The organism is Enterobacter cloacae complex sp. I3 (assembly GCF_014896175.1).
Lineage (GTDB): Bacteria > Pseudomonadota > Gammaproteobacteria > Enterobacterales > Enterobacteriaceae > Enterobacter > Enterobacter bugandensis.
Genome location: NZ_JADBQZ010000013.1, coordinates 124,528 through 142,430, shown reverse-complemented (window position 1 = coordinate 142,430; position 17,903 = coordinate 124,528). Strand labels below are relative to the sequence as shown.

General features: G+C 55.9%; 16 protein-coding genes and 1 other RNA gene. 12 read left to right on the top strand and 5 right to left on the bottom strand.

What is annotated here, in order from left to right:
* Window positions 1-530: 530 nt before the first annotated feature.
* The 3 genes from rnpB to garL form a co-directional block, all read right to left on the bottom strand.
* Window positions 531-907: RNase P RNA component class A (rnpB, locus tag IM271_RS12350), an RNA gene on the bottom strand.
* Between the two features lie 59 nt (window positions 908-966).
* Entirely contained in the window at window positions 967-1,857 is an 891-nt protein-coding gene (gene garR, locus IM271_RS12345) for a 2-hydroxy-3-oxopropionate reductase (protein ID WP_193052660.1), read from the bottom strand.
* A 21-nt stretch (window positions 1,858-1,878) separates the two neighbouring features.
* Window positions 1,879-2,649, bottom strand: coding sequence for a 2-dehydro-3-deoxyglucarate aldolase (garL, locus tag IM271_RS12340; RefSeq protein ID WP_193052659.1), 771 nt, complete (start codon window positions 2,647-2,649; stop codon window positions 1,879-1,881).
* Window positions 2,650-3,007: 358 nt separating this feature from the next.
* On the opposite strand from garL, the gene garD reads away from it, so the two are divergent.
* On the top strand, window positions 3,008-4,579 hold the full coding sequence (gene garD, locus IM271_RS12335) for a galactarate dehydratase (protein ID WP_048999517.1): 1,572 nt from the start codon (window positions 3,008-3,010) through the stop codon (window positions 4,577-4,579).
* 47 nt (window positions 4,580-4,626) lie between these two features.
* Here the strand turns inward: garD and IM271_RS12330 are convergent, their stop codons facing one another.
* A complete protein-coding gene (locus tag IM271_RS12330) occupies window positions 4,627-5,430 on the bottom strand; it encodes a DeoR family transcriptional regulator (protein ID WP_048999518.1) in 804 nt (267 codons plus the stop codon).
* A gap of 239 nt (window positions 5,431-5,669) precedes the next feature.
* On the opposite strand from IM271_RS12330, the gene kbaZ reads away from it, so the two are divergent.
* From kbaZ to IM271_RS12290, 8 genes are all read left to right on the top strand, one after another.
* On the top strand, window positions 5,670-6,977 hold the full coding sequence (gene kbaZ, locus IM271_RS12325; protein ID WP_193052658.1) for a tagatose-bisphosphate aldolase subunit KbaZ: 1,308 nt from the start codon (window positions 5,670-5,672) through the stop codon (window positions 6,975-6,977).
* Window positions 6,978-6,996: 19 nt separating this feature from the next.
* Window positions 6,997-7,470, top strand: coding sequence for a PTS N-acetylgalactosamine transporter subunit IIB (gene agaV, locus IM271_RS12320; RefSeq protein ID WP_028014524.1), 474 nt, complete (start codon window positions 6,997-6,999; stop codon window positions 7,468-7,470).
* A gap of 10 nt (window positions 7,471-7,480) precedes the next feature.
* Window positions 7,481-8,260 (top strand): PTS N-acetylgalactosamine transporter subunit IIC, encoded by a 780-nt coding sequence (gene agaW / locus IM271_RS12315; RefSeq protein WP_193052657.1) that lies wholly within the window; start codon window positions 7,481-7,483, stop codon window positions 8,258-8,260.
* Complete coding sequence (agaE, locus tag IM271_RS12310) at window positions 8,250-9,128, top strand: PTS N-acetylgalactosamine transporter subunit IID (RefSeq protein WP_193052656.1); 879 nt, start codon at window positions 8,250-8,252, stop codon at window positions 9,126-9,128. Before agaW ends, agaE begins: the two co-directional genes overlap by 11 nt.
* A 16-nt stretch (window positions 9,129-9,144) precedes the next feature.
* Window positions 9,145-9,579 carry a PTS galactosamine/N-acetylgalactosamine transporter subunit IIA gene (gene agaF, locus IM271_RS12305; RefSeq protein WP_048999521.1) on the top strand — a complete coding sequence of 145 codons (435 nt, stop codon included), beginning with the start codon at window positions 9,145-9,147 and terminating at the stop codon, window positions 9,577-9,579.
* A 276-nt stretch (window positions 9,580-9,855) separates the two neighbouring features.
* Window positions 9,856-11,001, top strand: a complete 1,146-nt coding sequence (locus IM271_RS12300) for an SIS domain-containing protein (RefSeq protein ID WP_048960551.1) — start codon at window positions 9,856-9,858, stop codon at window positions 10,999-11,001.
* Between the two features lie 12 nt (window positions 11,002-11,013).
* Entirely contained in the window at window positions 11,014-11,886 is an 873-nt protein-coding gene (gene kbaY / locus IM271_RS12295) for a tagatose-bisphosphate aldolase subunit KbaY (RefSeq protein ID WP_048999522.1), read from the top strand.
* A gap of 19 nt (window positions 11,887-11,905) precedes the next feature.
* Window positions 11,906-13,795 (top strand): enterotoxin, encoded by a 1,890-nt coding sequence (locus IM271_RS12290; protein ID WP_048999523.1) that lies wholly within the window; start codon window positions 11,906-11,908, stop codon window positions 13,793-13,795.
* A 66-nt stretch (window positions 13,796-13,861) separates the two neighbouring features.
* Here the strand turns inward: IM271_RS12290 and rsmI are convergent, their stop codons facing one another.
* Window positions 13,862-14,725, bottom strand: a complete 864-nt coding sequence (gene rsmI, locus IM271_RS12285; protein ID WP_193052655.1) for a 16S rRNA (cytidine(1402)-2'-O)-methyltransferase — start codon at window positions 14,723-14,725, stop codon at window positions 13,862-13,864.
* A gap of 62 nt (window positions 14,726-14,787) precedes the next feature.
* On the opposite strand from rsmI, the gene IM271_RS12280 reads away from it, so the two are divergent.
* Genes IM271_RS12280 through diaA form a run of 3 tightly spaced genes read left to right on the top strand, consistent with a single transcriptional unit; the run spans window position 14,788 to window position 17,903 of the window.
* Window positions 14,788-16,938, top strand: coding sequence for a penicillin-binding protein activator (locus tag IM271_RS12280; protein ID WP_193052654.1), 2,151 nt, complete (start codon window positions 14,788-14,790; stop codon window positions 16,936-16,938).
* Window positions 16,896-17,291 carry a YraN family protein gene (locus IM271_RS12275; protein WP_028014533.1) on the top strand — a complete coding sequence of 132 codons (396 nt, stop codon included), beginning with the start codon at window positions 16,896-16,898 and terminating at the stop codon, window positions 17,289-17,291. Before IM271_RS12280 ends, IM271_RS12275 begins: the two co-directional genes overlap by 43 nt.
* A 21-nt stretch (window positions 17,292-17,312) precedes the next feature.
* Window positions 17,313-17,903, top strand: coding sequence for a DnaA initiator-associating protein DiaA (diaA, locus tag IM271_RS12270; RefSeq protein WP_003861754.1), 591 nt, complete (start codon window positions 17,313-17,315; stop codon window positions 17,901-17,903).

The window sequence follows — 17,903 nt, the reverse complement described above, 5'->3', positions numbered from 1 at the left end:
AAGAATTACTCAGATATCGATCAATAAAATCAGAAGTAATAAATTTATTTTATGTAGATAATCTTGATAAATTTATCTGCGTTAAATAAATCAATAAAGACGGACTTTCAGACAATTAAAGGCCAATAAATAACCGTTATTCCTTTTAAACATTCTTTCAAATTATCAAATTTTGCAGAGGATTTTTGGACAGCTTTTTATAAACAGTGGAATACGTCACACATTCATAGCCTGAATGTTTTTAATTTCAATATGTTTATATCAAATAAGAAAATATTTGCGATCGTTCAGTTAACATTCGCAACAAATTAACAATACTGTAAATTCACCATTTTTTAGGGTGAAATTTTGTGATAACGATCGTTTGCGGTAGGCATAGCGATGCCAGAAAGGGTCATGCAGTGAAATGTGCTTAATGTCGCAAATATGAGAATTGATGTCGTTTGTACGAGTTGCCGGGTGGCGATGCACATACCTGGGATACGAAACCCTAAAAGCAAAAAACCCCGCCGAAGCGGGGTTCTGGAAGGAGTTGAAGCTGACCGATAAGCCGGGTTCTGTCGTGGACAGTCATTCATCTAGGCCAGCAATCGCTCACTGGCTCAAGCAGCCTACCCGGGTTCAGTACGGGCCGTACCATGTGAACCCCTATTTGGCCTTGCTCCGGGTGGAGTTTACCGTGCCACGGACTGTTACCAGCCGCGCGGTGCGCTCTTACCGCACCCTTTCACCCTTACCTGATCCCGCTTGCGCGGGCCATCGGCGGTTTGCTCTCTGTTGCACTGGTCGTGGGTTTCCCCCCCAGGCGTTACCTGGCACCCTGCCCTATGGAGCCCGGACTTTCCTCCCCTCCGCCCGTCTCCCCCGAAAGGGACGACGACGAAGCGGCGACTGTCTGGTCAGCTTCGGCGCGCAGTATAGAGGGTTTGCGCGCCGCTGTCACCCTCAGGTGCGGGCAAGATGCTATTAACGCGCCACTTCCACCTTCGCCAGTTTTTCGTAGTAGCACGCAATCGCGCTGTGATCGGCCGTACCCAGGCCATCCGCACGCAGCGCCTGCATCATCTCCATAACCGCAGCGGTCAGCGGCAGCTGTGCACCCACGCCGTGAGACGTATCCAGCGCGTTCGCCAGATCTTTGATGTGCAGATCAATGCGGAAACCGGGTTTGAAATTACGATCCATCACCATCGGCGCTTTGGCATCCAGCACCGTACTGCCCGCCAGACCGCCACGGATTGCCTGATAAACCAGGTCCGGATTGACGCCCGCCTTCGTTGCCAGCGCCAGCGCTTCAGACATGGCGGCAATGTTCAGCGCCACAATCACCTGGTTCGCGAGCTTGGTAACGTTGCCCGCGCCAATGTCTCCGGTATGCACTACGGAGCCTGCCATCGCTTTCATCAGGTCATAGTATTTGTCGAACACGGCCTTATCGCCGCCCACCATCACCGACAGGGTACCGTCGATGGCTTTCGGCTCGCCGCCGCTGACGGGCGCATCCAGCATCTCTACGCCCTTCGCTTTTAACGCCTCGCTGATTTCACGGCTCGCGAGCGGGGCGATAGAGCTCATATCAATCAGCACCAGGCCTGGCTTCGTACCTTCGATGATGCCGTTCTCCCCAAGCGCGACCTCTTTGACGTGAGGGGAATTTGGCAGCATGGTGATGATGACATCGCACTGCTCAGCAATGGCTTTAGGGGTAGTAGCTGTTTCCGCGCCCGCCGCCATCACCTCAGCCACAGACTGTTGATTGTGATCGGATACCACCAGTGAGTAACCCGCTTTAATCAGGTTCTTACTCATTGGTTTACCCATGATCCCAAGACCAATAAAACCCACTTTCAGCGTCATAATCTGTTTCCTCAATAATGGTTATTTTTTAAAAGCGTCCGCTAATTTCTGCGTCGCTGAGCGGAACACGCCGAGGTCGCTGCCGACGGCAACGAACGTGGCTCCCCACTCCAGGTAGCGGCGAGCATCGGCTTCAACCGGCGCCAGAATGCCGCACGGTTTGCCGTGCGCTTTGGCGCGGGCAAAGATGTGCTGTATTGCGCGCTGTACGTCCGGGTGGCTGGCGTTGCCCAGATGCCCAAACGCCGCAGCCAGATCGCTTGGACCGACGAAGATACCGTCCACGCCGTCTGTGGCTGCAATCGCATCGACGTTATCAACGCCCTGCTGGCTTTCAATCTGAACCAGAATAGTGATGTTGCTATTGGACTGGGCGAAATAGTCCGGCACGGTGCCAAACATGTTGGCGCGGTGCGATACCGAGACGCCGCGGATCCCTTCCGGCGGATAGCGCGTAGAGGCCACGGCCAGCGCCGCCTGTTCTTCCGTTTCCACAAACGGGATCAGGAAATTGTAGAACCCGATATCCAGCAGACGCTTGATAATCACCGGCTCGTTAGTTGGCACGCGCACCACCGGAGTGCTGGGGCTACCTTTCAGCGCCATCAGCTGCGGAATAAAGGTGCTGATATCGTTCGGCGCGTGCTCGCCGTCCAGCACCAGCCAGTCGAATCCGGCCAGGCCTAACACTTCGGTGCTGATAGGGTTTGCCAGCGCGGACCAACAGCCAATCTGAATCTGTTGCGCCGCGAGGGCAGCTTTAAACTTATTCGGGAAGATATCGTTATTCATCACTTAACCCTTTTTTAATTCCGCAGTTTTCGCCAGTAATATTTATTCCAGAACAGATTCTTTATATTTATTTCTCTGACTGAATGGTGGCGTTATAAAATCGTCATTCAGTATAATCGGCTCTACACGTCAGCACATTGTTTTGATGCTCAAGTATTGCGTTACATCTCAATGCTATTTTGAGCATATGCACAAAGCAGTGGGCGCTAATGCACAGAATCAAGGATTAGTCCGCCTGAAACGATCGCGATCACATTTTCACTTTTCTTCTCCTGACATGCTTTATTTCTACGTTAAGAAAACGATTATCCAACGAGTTATTTTTCATAGCTGAAACTTTGCCGGAGAAGAGTGAATAATGACCGATATTGCAATTAGAGAGGCACCCCCGACGGCGTTTTATATTAAGGTTCACGATACGGATAACGTGGCGATTATTGTCAACGACAATGGCTTAAAAGCAGGCACCCGCTTCCCGGACGGGCTGGAGCTGATTGAGCATATTCCGCAGGGGCACAAGGTCGCGTTGGTCGATATTCCTGTCCACGGTGAAATCGTACGCTACGGCGAAGTCATCGGCTATGCGGTAAGCGCTATCCCGCAGGGTAGCTGGATTGAGGAGTCGCTGGTGGCGCTGCCAGAAGCACCGCCGCTGAATACGCTTCCGCTGGCGACCCGCGTTCCTGAAGCTTTGCCGCCGCTGGAGGGCTATACCTTTGAAGGCTACCGCAATGCGGACGGTAGCGTCGGCACCAAAAACCTGCTCGGCATTACCACCAGCGTGCACTGCGTGGCGGGCGTGGTGGATTACGTGGTGAAAATCATTGAACGCGATCTGCTGCCAAAGTACCCGAACGTCGACGGCGTGGTGGGTCTTAACCACCTGTACGGCTGCGGCGTAGCGATCAATGCGCCCGCGGCGGTCGTGCCGATCCGTACTATCCACAATATCGCCCTAAATCCGAACTTTGGCGGCGAGGTGATGGTAATCGGTCTCGGCTGTGAAAAATTGCAGCCAGAGCGCCTGCTTCAGGGCACCGAAGATGTCAAAGCCATCCCGGCTGACGGGGCCAGCATCGTGCGCCTGCAGGACGTGCGCCACGTTGGTTTTCGTTCAATGGTCGACGATATTTTGCAGGTAGCAGAGCATCATCTGGACAAACTCAACCGCCGCCAGCGCGAAACGTGTCCGGCGTCGGAACTGGTGGTGGGAACACAATGCGGCGGCAGCGATGCGTTTTCCGGCGTGACGGCCAACCCGGCAGTGGGCTATGCGTCCGATCTGCTGGTTCGCTGCGGCGCCACGGTGATGTTCTCCGAGGTAACCGAAGTGCGTGACGCCATCCATCTGCTGACGCCGCGCGCAGTCAACGAAGAGGTGGGCAAACGCCTGCTGGAGGAGATGGCCTGGTACGATAATTATCTTGATATGGGCAAAACGGACCGCAGCGCCAACCCTTCGCCGGGCAACAAGAAAGGCGGCCTGGCGAACGTGGTGGAAAAAGCCCTCGGTTCGATTGCCAAATCCGGCCAGAGCGCGATTGTGGAAGTGCTCTCTCCGGGCCAGCGGCCAACCAGGCGCGGCCTTATTTATGCGGCAACACCTGCCAGCGATTTTGTGTGCGGCACCCAGCAGGTGGCCTCTGGTATTACAGTGCAGGTCTTTACCACCGGGCGCGGCACGCCGTACGGGCTGATGGCGGTCCCGGTGATCAAGATGGCGACGCGCACCGAGCTGGCAAACCGTTGGTATGACTTAATGGATATCAACGCGGGCACCATCGCCACCGGGGAAGAGAGTATTGAGGACGTGGGCTGGAAGCTGTTCCATTTTATTCTGGACGTAGCGAGCGGGCGGAAGAAAACCTTCTCGGACCAGTGGGGATTGCATAACCAGCTGGCGGTGTTTAACCCGGCGCCGGTGACGTGATGGCCCCTCAGCCTTCCCTCTCCCTATAGGGGAGAGGGTAAAAAATCTTAAACCAACACCACCTCAATCCCGCTTTTCCGTAATCCTTCCAGACTCTCCGCCGGAATACCTTCATCAACGATAATCATATCAATCCGTTGCGTATCAATGATTTTATGCAGGCTTGAGCGGTTAAACTTGCTGGAGTCGGTCACGACAATAATACGCTCTGCCACCTCGCACATTTTGCGGTTCAGGCGTGCTTCATCCTCGTTGTGCGTGCTCACACCGCGATCGAGATCGATAGCGTCGACGCCCAGGAACAGCAGATCAAAGTGATAATTCTGTAAGGACTGTTCCGCCTGGTCGCCGTAGAAGGACTGCGACTGACGCCGCAAGTGCCCGCCGGTCATCAGCAGCTCTACCCCTTCTGCTTCCAGCAACGCATTCGCCACGTTCATCCCGTTAGTCATCGCAATGACATCCGTGTGCTGGCGCAGCATACGAGCGATCTCAAAAGTCGTGGTGCCGGAATCCAGAATAATGCGGTGCCCCGGCTTCACCAGCGCGGCGGCGGCCTGAGCGATGCTGCGCTTCACCGCCGTATTGAGCGAGCTTTTATCCTCAACGGAAGGCTCGATGCCAGGCGCATTCCCTTCGCAGATCAGCGCCCCGCCGTAGGCACGAACGGCGATGCCCTGCTTTTCCAGAAACGCCAGATCGTTACGGATCGTCACCGTCGATACGCCGTACAGATGAGACAGATCGTTAACCTGCACGCTTCCCTGCGCCCGCAACCGCTGAATGATCTGCTCCCGCCTTTCACTGGTGCCGGTGATGCGCTTCTCTGCGGATGAATCGCTGCTGCTCATACGAGATCCTTAATCAATAAACTTTCATTTCATTTCGTTTTGTCTATTAACGCCTTTCTTTTTAGCGAATGCAAGCGCTGTCTGGAGGACATACGCAAGCCTGTGAACAGCTGAAACCTTTCATTGTGTTTCTTTTGTGAAACAGATCGGAAAACCATTATCTTTCGTTTTATTTTTACACCGCCATAATGCAGGATTAAATGAAACAAAACGAAAGATAAAAATCATTACCATCCGAAATGGAGAGGAAAGTGAAACATCTGACAGAAATGGTGGAACAACATAAACGGGGGAATGCAAACGGGATTTATGCCGTCTGTTCCGCACATCCACTGGTACTTGAAGCTGCCATTCGTTACGCCCATTCACGCCAAACGCCACTGCTGATTGAAGCCACCTCAAACCAGGTGGATCAGTTTGGCGGCTATACCGGCATGACGCCCGCTGATTTTCACGGGTTTGTCTGCCAGTTGGCGGACTCGCTTGGTTTCCCGACGTCACAGCTGATCCTCGGCGGCGATCATTTAGGGCCCAACCGCTGGCAAAACCTGCCGGCTTTGCAGGCGATGGCGAACGCCGACGATCTGATCAGGGACTACGTGACGGCCGGATTTAAAAAAATTCACCTCGATTGCAGCATGTCCTGTGAAGACGATCCGGTTCCTTTAACCGATGCGATCGTTGCCGGGCGCGCCGCGCGTCTGGCAAAAATTGCCGAAACAACCTGTCTTGAGCAATTTGGTGTAGCCGATCTGGTCTACGTTATCGGCACGGAAGTTCCGGTTCCCGGCGGCGCGCACGAAACGCTGACCGAGCTTGAGGTCACGACGCCAGAGGCGGCGCGCGCCACGCTTGAGGCACACCGCCACGCATTCGAGAAGGAAGGGTTAAGCGACATCTGGCCGCGCATTATTGGCCTGGTGGTTCAGCCCGGCGTTGAGTTCGACCATGCGCACGTTTGTGACTATCAGCCACATAAAGCCGTCGCGCTGAGCAAAATGGTTGAAGCCTACGACACGCTGGTATTTGAAGCACACTCTACCGATTACCAGACGCAACAGGCGCTGCGCCAGCTGGTGAACGATCACTTCGCTATTTTAAAAGTCGGCCCTGCCCTGACCTTTGCCCTGCGTGAAGCGCTGTTCTCACTGGCCGCCATTGAAGAAGAACTGCTCCCGGCGAAAGCCAGCTCGGGCCTGCGTCACGTTCTGGAAAACGTGATGCTCGATCGCCCGGAATACTGGCAAAGCCACTATCACGGTGACGGCAATGCCCGACGCCTGGCCCGCGGCTACAGCTACTCCGACCGCGTGCGCTATTACTGGCCGGACAGCCAGATTGACGATGCCTTTGAACGACTGGTGCGCAATCTGGCAGACGACCCCATTCCGCTGCCGCTTATCAGCCAGTATTTGCCGTTGCAGTACAGCAAAGTTCGCGAGGGCGCTCTCAAGTCAACGCCGCGGGAACTCATCATTGACCACATTCAGGACATACTCCAGCAGTACCATGCCGCCTGCGAAGGCGTAACGACTCCACACGCATAATTAAAAAGAGGAAAACGCTATGCCAAACATTGTCTTATGCCGCATTGATGAACGCCTGATCCACGGACAGGTGGGCGTGCAGTGGGTGGGGTTTGCGGGGGCAAACCTGGTGCTGGTGGCAAATGACGAGGTTGCAGACGATCCGGTTCAACAAAACCTGATGGAAATGGTGCTCGCGGAAGGGATCGCCGTGCGTTTCTGGTCGCTGCAAAAAGTGATCGACAATATTCACCGCGCCGCTGACCGTCAGAAAATTCTGCTGGTCTGCAAATCACCCGCCGATTTTCTGAAGCTGGTTGAAGGCGGCGTGCCCATCACCCGTATCAATGTCGGAAACATGCACTACGCCAGTGGCAAACAGCAAATTGCCAAAACGGTCTCTGTCGACGCGAACGATATCGCTGCGTTCAACGGCCTGAAAGCGGCCGGGGTGGAATGCTTTGTTCAGGGCGTCCCAACAGAGACCGCTTTGGATCTCTTTAAACTGCTTTGAGGGATTCACAATGGAAATCAGTCTGTTGCAGGCTTTCGCGCTGGGGCTTCTTGCCTTTATCGCGGGCCTGGATATGTTTAACGGCTTAACACACATGCACCGCCCGGTGGTGCTTGGTCCTCTGGTCGGCCTGATACTGGGCGATCTGCATACCGGGATCCTGACCGGCGGTACCTTAGAGCTGGTCTGGATGGGTCTGGCGCCGCTGGCGGGCGCGCAGCCGCCAAACGTGATTATCGGCACCATCGTCGGCACCACGTTTGCCATCACCACGGGCGTGAAGCCGGATGTCGCCGTTGGGGTCGCGGTGCCGTTTGCCGTGGCGGTGCAGATGGGTATCACCTTCCTCTTCTCCGTGATGTCCGGCGTAATGTCCCGCTGCGATCGCATGGCGGCCAACGCGGACACCGACGGCATAGAGCGAGTCAACTATCTGGCGCTGCTGGCGCTCGGCATTTTTTATTTCCTGTGCGCGTTTCTGCCCATCTACTTTGGCGCTGAACACGCGAAAACCGCCATTGCTATCCTGCCGGAGCGTCTGATTGACGGTCTCGGCGTCGCGGGCGGCATCATGCCAGCGATCGGCTTCGCCGTGCTGCTGAAGATCATGATGAAAAATGTTTACATCCCTTATTTCATTATCGGTTTTGTCGCCGCGGCCTGGCTGAAGCTTCCGGTACTGGCGATTGCCGCAGCGGCGCTGGCGATGGCGCTGATCGACCTGCTGCGTAAATCGCCTGAACCGACGGCGCCCGCGGCCCATAAAGAGGAATTTGAAGATGGCATCTAATCAAACCACCCTGCCGGGCGCGTCTGTCAGTGAAGAGACGCTGCTGAGCGGCGTGAATGAAAACGCCTATGAAGACCAGACCATTGGCGCGGAGCTGACCAAAAAAGACATTAACCGCGTGGCCTGGCGCTCCATGCTGCTGCAGGCCTCGTTTAACTATGAACGTATGCAGGCCTCCGGCTGGCTGTACGGGCTGCTGCCCGCGCTGAAAAAGATCCACACCAATAAGCGGGACCTGGCGCGGGCGATGAAAGGTCATATGGGCTTCTTTAACACCCATCCGTTTCTGGTGACCTTCGTTATCGGCATCATTCTGGCAATGGAGCGTTCCAAGCAGGATGTAAACAGCATTCAGAGCACCAAAATTGCGGTCGGAGCCCCGCTCGGAGGCATTGGCGACGCCATGTTCTGGCTGACCCTGTTACCCATCTGCGGCGGTATTGGTGCCAGCCTGGCGCTGCAAGGCTCCATTCTTGGCGCGGTGGTTTTTATCGTGCTGTTCAACGTGGTGCATCTCGGCCTGCGCTTTGGCCTGGCGCACTACGCATACCGAATGGGCGTTGCCGCCATTCCGCTGATCAAAGCCAACACCAAAAAGGTGGGCCACGCGGCCTCTATTGTCGGGATGACGGTGATCGGCGCGCTGGTGGCGACCTACGTCCGACTCAATACGACGCTTGAAATCAAGGCGGGTGATGCGGTCGTTAAACTGCAAACCGACGTGATCGACAAGCTGATGCCCGCGTTCCTGCCGCTGGTCTACACCCTGACCATGTTCTGGCTGGTGCGCCGCGGCTGGAGCCCGCTGCGGCTGATCGGTATCACCGTGGTGCTGGGCGTTGTCGGTAAATTCTGTCACTTCCTGTAAAAGCAAAGAGGTTGCGATGTTAGGCATAATTTTGACGGGTCACGGCGGCTTTGCCAGCGGGCTTGAACAGGCGATGAGGCAGATCCTGGGCGAGCAGCCGCAGTTTATCGCCATCGATTTTCCGGAAAACTCCACCACTGCCAGGCTGACCGCTCAGCTTGAACAGGCGGTGAGTGAGCTGGATCCAGAGCAGGATATTATTTTCCTCACCGACCTTCTCGGCGGCACGCCGTTTCGCGTGGCCGCGACGCTCGCGATGCAAAGACCGGGTAGCGAAGTGATTACCGGCACCAACCTGCAGCTTTTGCTGGAAATGGTGCTGGAACGTGACGGATTAAGTAGCGAAGCGTTTCGTCTGCAGGCGCTGGAGTGCGGCCACCGCGGCCTGACCAGCCTGGTGGATGAGCTTGGTCGCTGTCGCGAGGAAGCCCCCGAAGAGGAAGGAATATGATCCGGTCACTTTCACAGCGTACACCTTCGTAGTTTACATTGCGTGTCCCGGCGGCCTTACGGCATCAGATCGTAAGGCCTTTCTTTTCCTTTCCTTGGTTTTACCCTTTCCTTTTACGATCACACTTTTCGTTTTATTCCTTTTCCATTATTGAACTTTCGATTTCTTTCCTATAGATTTTGTTTAACTGCTAATGTGAATAAGTGAAACGAAACGAAAGATAGCGACACGTTTGCCAGCGTCTGATGTGGAATTCACACGACTAAGGACTGAGTTATGCAACAAACCACCGCCGCCACAACCGGCACCTGGACCGAAAAAGAGATCCGCCAGCAGCCTGCCTGCTGGATCCGCTCACTCAACAACATCGATAATCTGCGCACCTCGATTGACGGTTTCCTGACGCCGCTGCTGCGTAAGCGAGACCTGCGGATCGTCCTCACCGGCGCGGGCACCTCCGCGTTTATTGGCGAGATAATTGCCCCCTGGCTTGCGAGCCACACCGGTAAAAACGTCTCCGCCATACCGACAACCGATCTGGTCACCAACCCGATGGATTACTTCAGCCCGGCACACCCTCTGCTGCTGGTCTCTTTTGCCCGCTCCGGCAACAGTCCAGAGAGCGTCGCCGCCGTTGAGCTGGCGAACCGGTTCGTGCCCGAGTGCTACCACCTGTCGATCACCTGCAACGAGGCGGGAAGCCTGTACCAGAACGCCGTCGAGAGCGATAACGCCTTTGCCCTGCTGATGCCAGCCGAAACGCACGATCGCGGGTTCGCGATGACCAGCAGCATTACCACCATGATGGCGAGCTGTCTGGCCGTATTCGCACCAGAGACGATCGGCAGCCAAAGCTTCCGGGACGTAGCCGATCGCTGCCAGGCGATCCTCACCTCGCTCGGGGATTTCAGCGAGGGCGTCTTTGGCAACGAACCGTGGAAACGGATTGTTTACCTGGGAAGCGGCGGTCTGCAGGGCGCGGCGCGCGAGTCTGCGCTGAAGGTGCTGGAGCTGACTGCGGGCAAGCTGGCGGCGTTCTACGATTCACCAACGGGCTTTCGTCATGGGCCTAAGTCACTGGTGGATAACGAAACGCTGGTGGTGGTGTTTATCTCCAGCCATCCGTATACGCGTCAGTACGATCTGGATCTGCTGGCCGAACTGCGCCGCGATCGTCAGGCCATGCGCGTGGTCGCCATCGCCGCCGAAAACGATCCAGCCATTGAAGCGGGGCCGCATATCCTGCTGCCGCCTTCCCGTCCGTTCAACGATATGGAGCAGGCGTTCTGCTTTCTGATCTACGCCCAGGTCTTTGCGCTAACCCAGTCTCTGCATGTTGGCAACACGCCGGACACACCATCCGCCAGCGGAACGGTCAACCGTGTGGTACAGGGCGTGGTTATTCATCCGTGGCAGGCTTAAGAGGATCGTATTATGAGTATTATTTCGACCAAATATCTTTTGCAGGACGCGCAGACAAAGGGTTATGCCGTTCCGGCCTTTAACATCCATAACGCCGAGACGATCCAGGCGATCCTCGAAGTGTGCAGCGAAATGCGCTCGCCTGTGATCCTCGCCGGGACGCCGGGTACTTTTAAACACATTGCGCTGGAGGAGATCTACGCTCTGTGCAGCGCGTACTCCCTGAGCTACGACATGCCGTTGGCGCTGCATCTCGATCATCACGAATCGCTGGATGACATTCGTCGCAAGGTACATGCCGGCGTACGCAGCGCAATGATCGACGGTAGCCACTATCCCTTTGAAGAAAACGTGAAGCTGGTGAAATCGGTGGTCGATTTTTGCCACCTCAACGACTGTAGCGTTGAGGCGGAACTGGGCCGTCTGGGGGGTGTTGAAGATGACATGAGCGTCGACGCCGAAAGCGCATTCCTGACCGACCCGCAGGAGGCGAAACGCTTCGTTGAGCTGACCGGCGTGGACAGCCTCGCCGTTGCCATCGGCACCGCGCACGGCCTCTATACCAAACGCCCCAAAATTGACTTCCAGCGCCTGGCTGAGATCCGCGAGGTGGTAGCGGTTCCGCTGGTGCTGCACGGTGCGAGCGATGTTCCGGATGATGATGTGCGCCGCACTATTGAACTGGGCGTGTGCAAAGTTAATGTCGCAACCGAGTTGAAAATCGCCTTCTCTGATGCGGTCAAAGCCTGGTTTGCCGAGAACCCGCAGGGCAACGATCCGCGCTTTTACATGCGCGTCGGGATGGACGCCATGAAAGAGGTGGTCCGAAGCAAGATCGCCGTTTGCGGTTCGGCTAACCGTCTGCGTATTCCGGCAGAAGCATAACTAAGAGGATCTTACTTTAATGAAAAAAGTGCTCACCCTCTCAATGCTTGCCCTGTGCGTTTCCCATGGCGCGATGGCAGCGAACTACACGCTCACTAACGACAAGATTGCCCTGTCCTTTGATGACGCCAATTCAACGGTGGTGGTAACTGACAAAAAAGCTGACCACCCCATCACCCCGCAGGAACTGTTCTTTCTGACGCTGCCGGACGAAACCAAAATTCACACCGCTGATTTCAAAATCAAGCACGTCGAAAAGCAGGACAGCGCCATTGTCATCGACTTTTCGCGTCCGGATTTTAACGTGACGGTAAAGCTCAACCTGGTGAAAGATAAATACGCCAGCATCGATTACACCCTCGCGGCGGTAGGCCAGCCGCGTGACGTGGCGAAAATCACCTTCTTCCCGACGAAAAAGCAGTCACAGGCACCGTATGTTGACGGGGCGATCAACAGCTCGCCGATCGTTGCTGATTCGTTCTTTATTCTTCCAGATAAACCGATCGTGAATACTTACGCCTATGAAGCGACGACCAACCTCAACGTAGAGTTAAAAACGCCGATTCAGCCCGCAACGCCGGTCAGCTATACCACCTACTTCGGCACCTTCCCGGAAACCAGCCAGCTGCGCCGCAGCGTAAACCAGTTTATTAATGCCGTGCGTCCGCGTCCGTATAAGCCCTACCTGCACTACAACAGCTGGATGGATATTGGCTTCTTTACCCCCTATTCCGAACAGGACGTGCTGGGGCGGATGGATGAATGGAATAAGGAATTTATCGCCGGACGCGGCGTGGCGCTGGACGCCTTCTTGCTGGACGATGGCTGGGACGACCTGACCGGGCGCTGGCTGTTTGGCCCGGCATTCGGCAACGGTTTTGGCAAGGTACGGGAAAAAGCCGACAGCCTGCACAGCTCGGTCGGACTGTGGCTCTCACCGTGGGGAGGCTACAACAAACCGCGCGACATTCGCGTCTCGCATGCAAAAGAGTATGGGTTCGAAACCGTCGACGGGAAGCTGGCCCTGTCAGGGCCTAACTACTTTAAAAACTTCAATGAGCAGATCGTTAAGCTTATCAAAAACGAGCACATTACCTCGTTCAAGCTGGACGGGATGGGTAATGCCAACGCGCATATCCCGGGTAGCCCGTTCGCCTCGGATTTTGACGCCTCCATCGCTCTGCTGCATAACATGCGCAGCGCCAACCCGAATCTGTTTATCAACCTGACGACCGGCACCAACGCCAGTCCGTCCTGGCTGTTCTATGCGGATTCCATCTGGCGTCAGGGTGATGACATCAACCTGTACGGTCCCGGCACGCCGGTGCAGCAGTGGATGACCTACCGCGATGCCGAAACGTACCGCTCCATTGTGCGCAAAGGCCCGCTGTTTCCGCTGAACTCGTTGATGTACCACGGGATCGTCAGCGCGGAGAATGCCTACTACGGTCTGGAGAAGGTACAAACGGACAGCGATTTTGCCGATCAGGTCTGGAGCTACTTCGCCACCGGCACCCAGTTGCAGGAACTGTATATTACCCCTTCAATGCTGAACAAGGCGAAGTGGGATACGCTGGCGCAGGCCGCAAAATGGTCGCGTGACAATGCCAGCGTGCTGGTGGATACGCACTGGATTGGCGGAGACCCGACGGCACTGCAGGTTTACGGCTGGGCTTCGTGGAGTAAAGAGAAAGCCATACTCGGCTTGCGTAACCCCTCGGACAAGCCGCAAAGCTACTATCTGGATTTAGCGAAAGAATTCGAAATACCCACGGGAGACGCGGCGAAGTTTAGTCTCAAAGCGGTGTACGGCAGTAATTCAACCGTACCGGAGGAGTACAAAAACGCCGTGGTGATTACGCTGCAACCGCTGGAAACGCTGGTGTTTGAGGCGATACCAGTTAGCTAAAAGACGCAAAGATCTGTAGGCCGGGTAAGGCGCAGCCGCCACCCGGCAAAACTGGCAGGGGATGCCTTACTCCCCCTGCTGTTCCAGCGCATATTTATACAACGCATTTTTCTTCACGCCGTGAATTTCTGCCGCCAGCGCAGCGGCTTTCTTCAACGGCAGTTCCGCCTGCAGCAGCGCCAGCGTACGCAGCGCGTCGGCAGGAAGCGCGTCTTCTTCCGCCTTGTGCCCTTCGACAATCAGCACCATTTCGCCTTTGCGGCGGTTTTCGTCTTCCTTCACCCACGCCAGCAGTTCACCGACTGGCGCGCCGTGAATGGTTTCCCAGGTTTTGGTCAGCTCACGCGCCAGCACCACGTAGCGGGATTCGCCCCAGACGGTGACCATATCTTCCAGGCTTTCCAGCAGGCGGTGAGTGGATTCGTAGAAGATCAGGGTACGCGGCTCGGCTTCCAGTTCCTTTAATACATCGCGACGGCCTTTGGATTTGGCAGGGAGGAAGCCTTCATAGCAGAAACGGTCAGACGGCAAACCTGCGGCGCTCAATGCAGCAATCGCGGCGCACGGCCCCGGCAGTGGCACAACGCGAATCCCGGCTTCGCGACAGGTGCGCACCAGATGGTAGCCAGGATCGTTAATCAGCGGCGTCCCGGCGTCAGAGACCAGCGCGATGTTCTGCCCCTCTTTGAGCTTCGCCACCAGCGTTTCGGCTTTTTGTTGCTCATTGTGATCGTGCAGGGCAAACAAACGGGCGTTAATCGCGAAATGTTGCAGCAGTAAACCGGTGTGTCGGGTGTCTTCAGCGGCAATTAAATCAACAGTTTGCAATACGTTCAGCGCACGTTGGGTAATATCAGACAAATTCCCGATAGGAGTAGGTACAATATAAAGCTGGCCTTGAGAATTATCTGCCGTTTCGTGTTGTTTCATTGTTTCGTCCGTATTGCCGATTTAATATTGAGCATTGCGTAAAAAAAATCACTGGATACAGTATGGTACCGTTAACGTTTCTTCGAAAAAAAGCCACGCGCAGCGTGCCGCTGCTGCTCGCAGCCCTGATTTTTGCAGGCTGTGGCACCCAGGCACCTGACCAGAGCACCGCCCATCTTCAGGGCTCCGCTCAGGCTGATTCTGGCTTTTATCTGCAACAAATGTCGCAGAGTACAAATGATACCAGGATCAACTGGCAATTACTCGCCATTCGTGCACTGCTGAAAGAGGGCAAAACCCAGCAGGCTGCCGAGCTGTTCGGCCAACTGCCGAAAGAGCTTAACGATACTCAGCAACTTGAGCAGAGCCTGCTCTCTGCCGAGCTGAAGGTCGCGCAGAAAGATTATGATGGCGCGAAAAAGATCCTGGGGAGCATCGACCTGAGCGCGCTGGATAAAAACCAGCAGGCGCGCTTCTGGCAGGCGGGCATTACCGCTGAGCAGGGGCGCCCTTCCCTGACGCTCCTGCGTGCCTTGATTGCCCAGGAGCCGCTGCTCGCCGGTGCCGACAAGCAGAAAAACATTGATGCCACCTGGCAGGCGCTTGCCTCGATGACCCAGGATCAGGCAAAGGCGCTGGTCATTAACGCGGACGAAAACGTGCTTCAGGGCTGGCTTGATCTGCAGCAGATGTGGTTTAACAACCGCAGCGATCCAAAAATGCTGAAAGCCGGTATTACCGACTGGCAGACCCGTTACCCGCAGAACCCGGGCGCGAAAATGCTGCCAACCCAGCTGGTGAATGTGCAGAACTTTAAGCCTGCGTCGACAAGCAAAATTGCGCTGCTTCTGCCGCTGAATGGCCAGGCGGCAGTGTTTGGCCGTACGATTCAACAGGGCTTTGAAGCGGCGAAAAACGGCACCACGCCGGTAACGGGCAGTGCGGTTCCGGTGCAGGCAGCGCAGGCGGCCAACGTGAACGATGTTGTCAGCCCCTCCACCGCCGAGACCAGTGACCTGACCACCGCACAAACCCCGGCGCAGGGTACAATGCAAAACCCGGTTACCGCACCGACAACCCCTCCGGCGACTGCTGCTGCACCTGCGCCACAGCCTGCGGCTGAGGCACAAGCGACGCCTGCACCAGAGGCTACGGCAGAACAGCCTCAACAGCAGCCGGCACAACCTACCGCTCAACCTGCAGCACTGCCGCAGGCCGTGGCAGCTACCAGCGCCAACCCGGGCGCTGAATTGAAAATCTACGACACCAGTTCGAAGCCGCTTGACCAGGTGCTGGCGCAGGTTCAGCAGGACGGGGCAAGCATCGTTGTCGGCCCGCTGCTGAAAAACAACGTGGAAGAGCTGATGAAGAGCAATACCACGCTGAACGTACTGGCGCTCAACCAGCCGGAACAGGTTCAGAACCGGGCCAATATTTGCTACTTCGCACTCTCTCCGGAAGATGAAGCCCGCGATGCGGCACGTCATATCCACGAGCAGGGTAAACAGGCCCCGCTGCTGCTGATCCCGCGCAGTACACTGGGCGATCGCGTGGCTAATGCTTTTGCCGACGAGTGGCAGAAGCTGGGCGGCGGCATCGTGCTGCAGCAGAAATTCGGTTCCGTCTCTGAACTGCGTGCGGGCGTTAACGGTGGAGCGGGTATCGCGCTTAACGGCAGTCCGGTTTCCGCCAGCCTGCCGCAGCAGCAGAGCGTGACCATTGGCGGCCTGACCATCCCTGCCCCGCCAACCGACGCGCAGATAAGCGGTGGTGGTAAAGTGGATGCGGCCTATATCGTTGCCACGCCGCAGGAGATCGCCTTTATCAAGCCGATGATCGCGATGCGTAACGGCAGCCAGAGCGGTGCAACGCTCTACGCCAGCTCCCGCAGCGCACAGGGCACCGCAGGCCCGGATTTCCGTCTGGAAATGGACGGCCTGCAGTACAGCGAAATCCCGATGCTGGCGGGCAGCAACCCGACACTGATGCAGCAGGCGCTAAGCTCCGTACGTAACGACTACTCTCTGGCGCGTCTGTATGCGATGGGTGTTGATGCGTGGGCGCTGGCAAACCACTTTACCCAGATGCGTCAGGTGCCAGGCTTTGAGCTTAACGGCAACACCGGCGATCTGACCGCCACTCAGGACTGTGTGATTAACAGGAAGTTATCATGGCTCAAATACCAGCAGGGGCAAATCGTCCCGGCCAGTTAAGCCGTAAAGAGACCGGCGATGCGTGGGAGTTAAAAGCGCGTCGCTGGCTCGAAGGCAAAGGACTGCGCTTTATCGCCGCTAACGTCCGCGGGCGCGGCGGCGAAATTGATCTGATCATGAAAGACGGTCAGGTGATTGTGTTTGTAGAAGTCCGCTTTCGACAGTCTTCCCGTTTTGGCGGTGCTGCCGCCAGCGTGACGCTCGCCAAACAACATAAATTATTACAGACTGCCCACTTGTGGCTTGCCCGCCATAATGGGAGCTTTGATACTGTGGATTGCCGTTTCGATGTGATAGCCTTCACCGGAAATGAGATCGAATGGCTTAAAAACGCTTTTGGCGAAGACGCATAATTAAGATTTAAAAGGGATAACGTGCTCGAAAGAATTAAAGTGTGCTTCACAGAAAGCATCCAGACTCAGATTGCCGCGGCGGAAGCCCTTCCGGACGCGATCTCTCGCGCTGCAATGACGCTGGTGCAATCCCTGCTTAACGGCAACAAAATCCTCTGTTGTGGCAACGGAACCTCAGCCGCCAACGCACAGCATTTTGCTGCCAGCATGATTAACCGTTTTGAAACCGAACGCCCGAGTTTACCTGCCATTGCACTTAATACCGATAATGTGGTCTTAACAGCGATTGCTAACGATCGTCTGCATGACGAAATCTACGCGAAACAGGTGCGCGCCCTGGGGCATGCCGGCGATGTGCTGCTGGCGATCTCCACGCGCGGCAACAGCCGGGACATCGTCAAAGCCGTTGAAGCCGCCGTTACCCGCGACATGACCATCGTCGCCTTAACCGGCTATGACGGCGGTGAGCTGGCGGGTCTGCTAGGGCCGCAGGATGTGGAAATCCGCATTCCGTCTCACCGTAGCGCACGTATCCAGGAGATGCATATGCTCACGGTGAACTGCTTATGCGATTTGATCGATAACACGCTTTTCCCTCACCAGGATGATTAA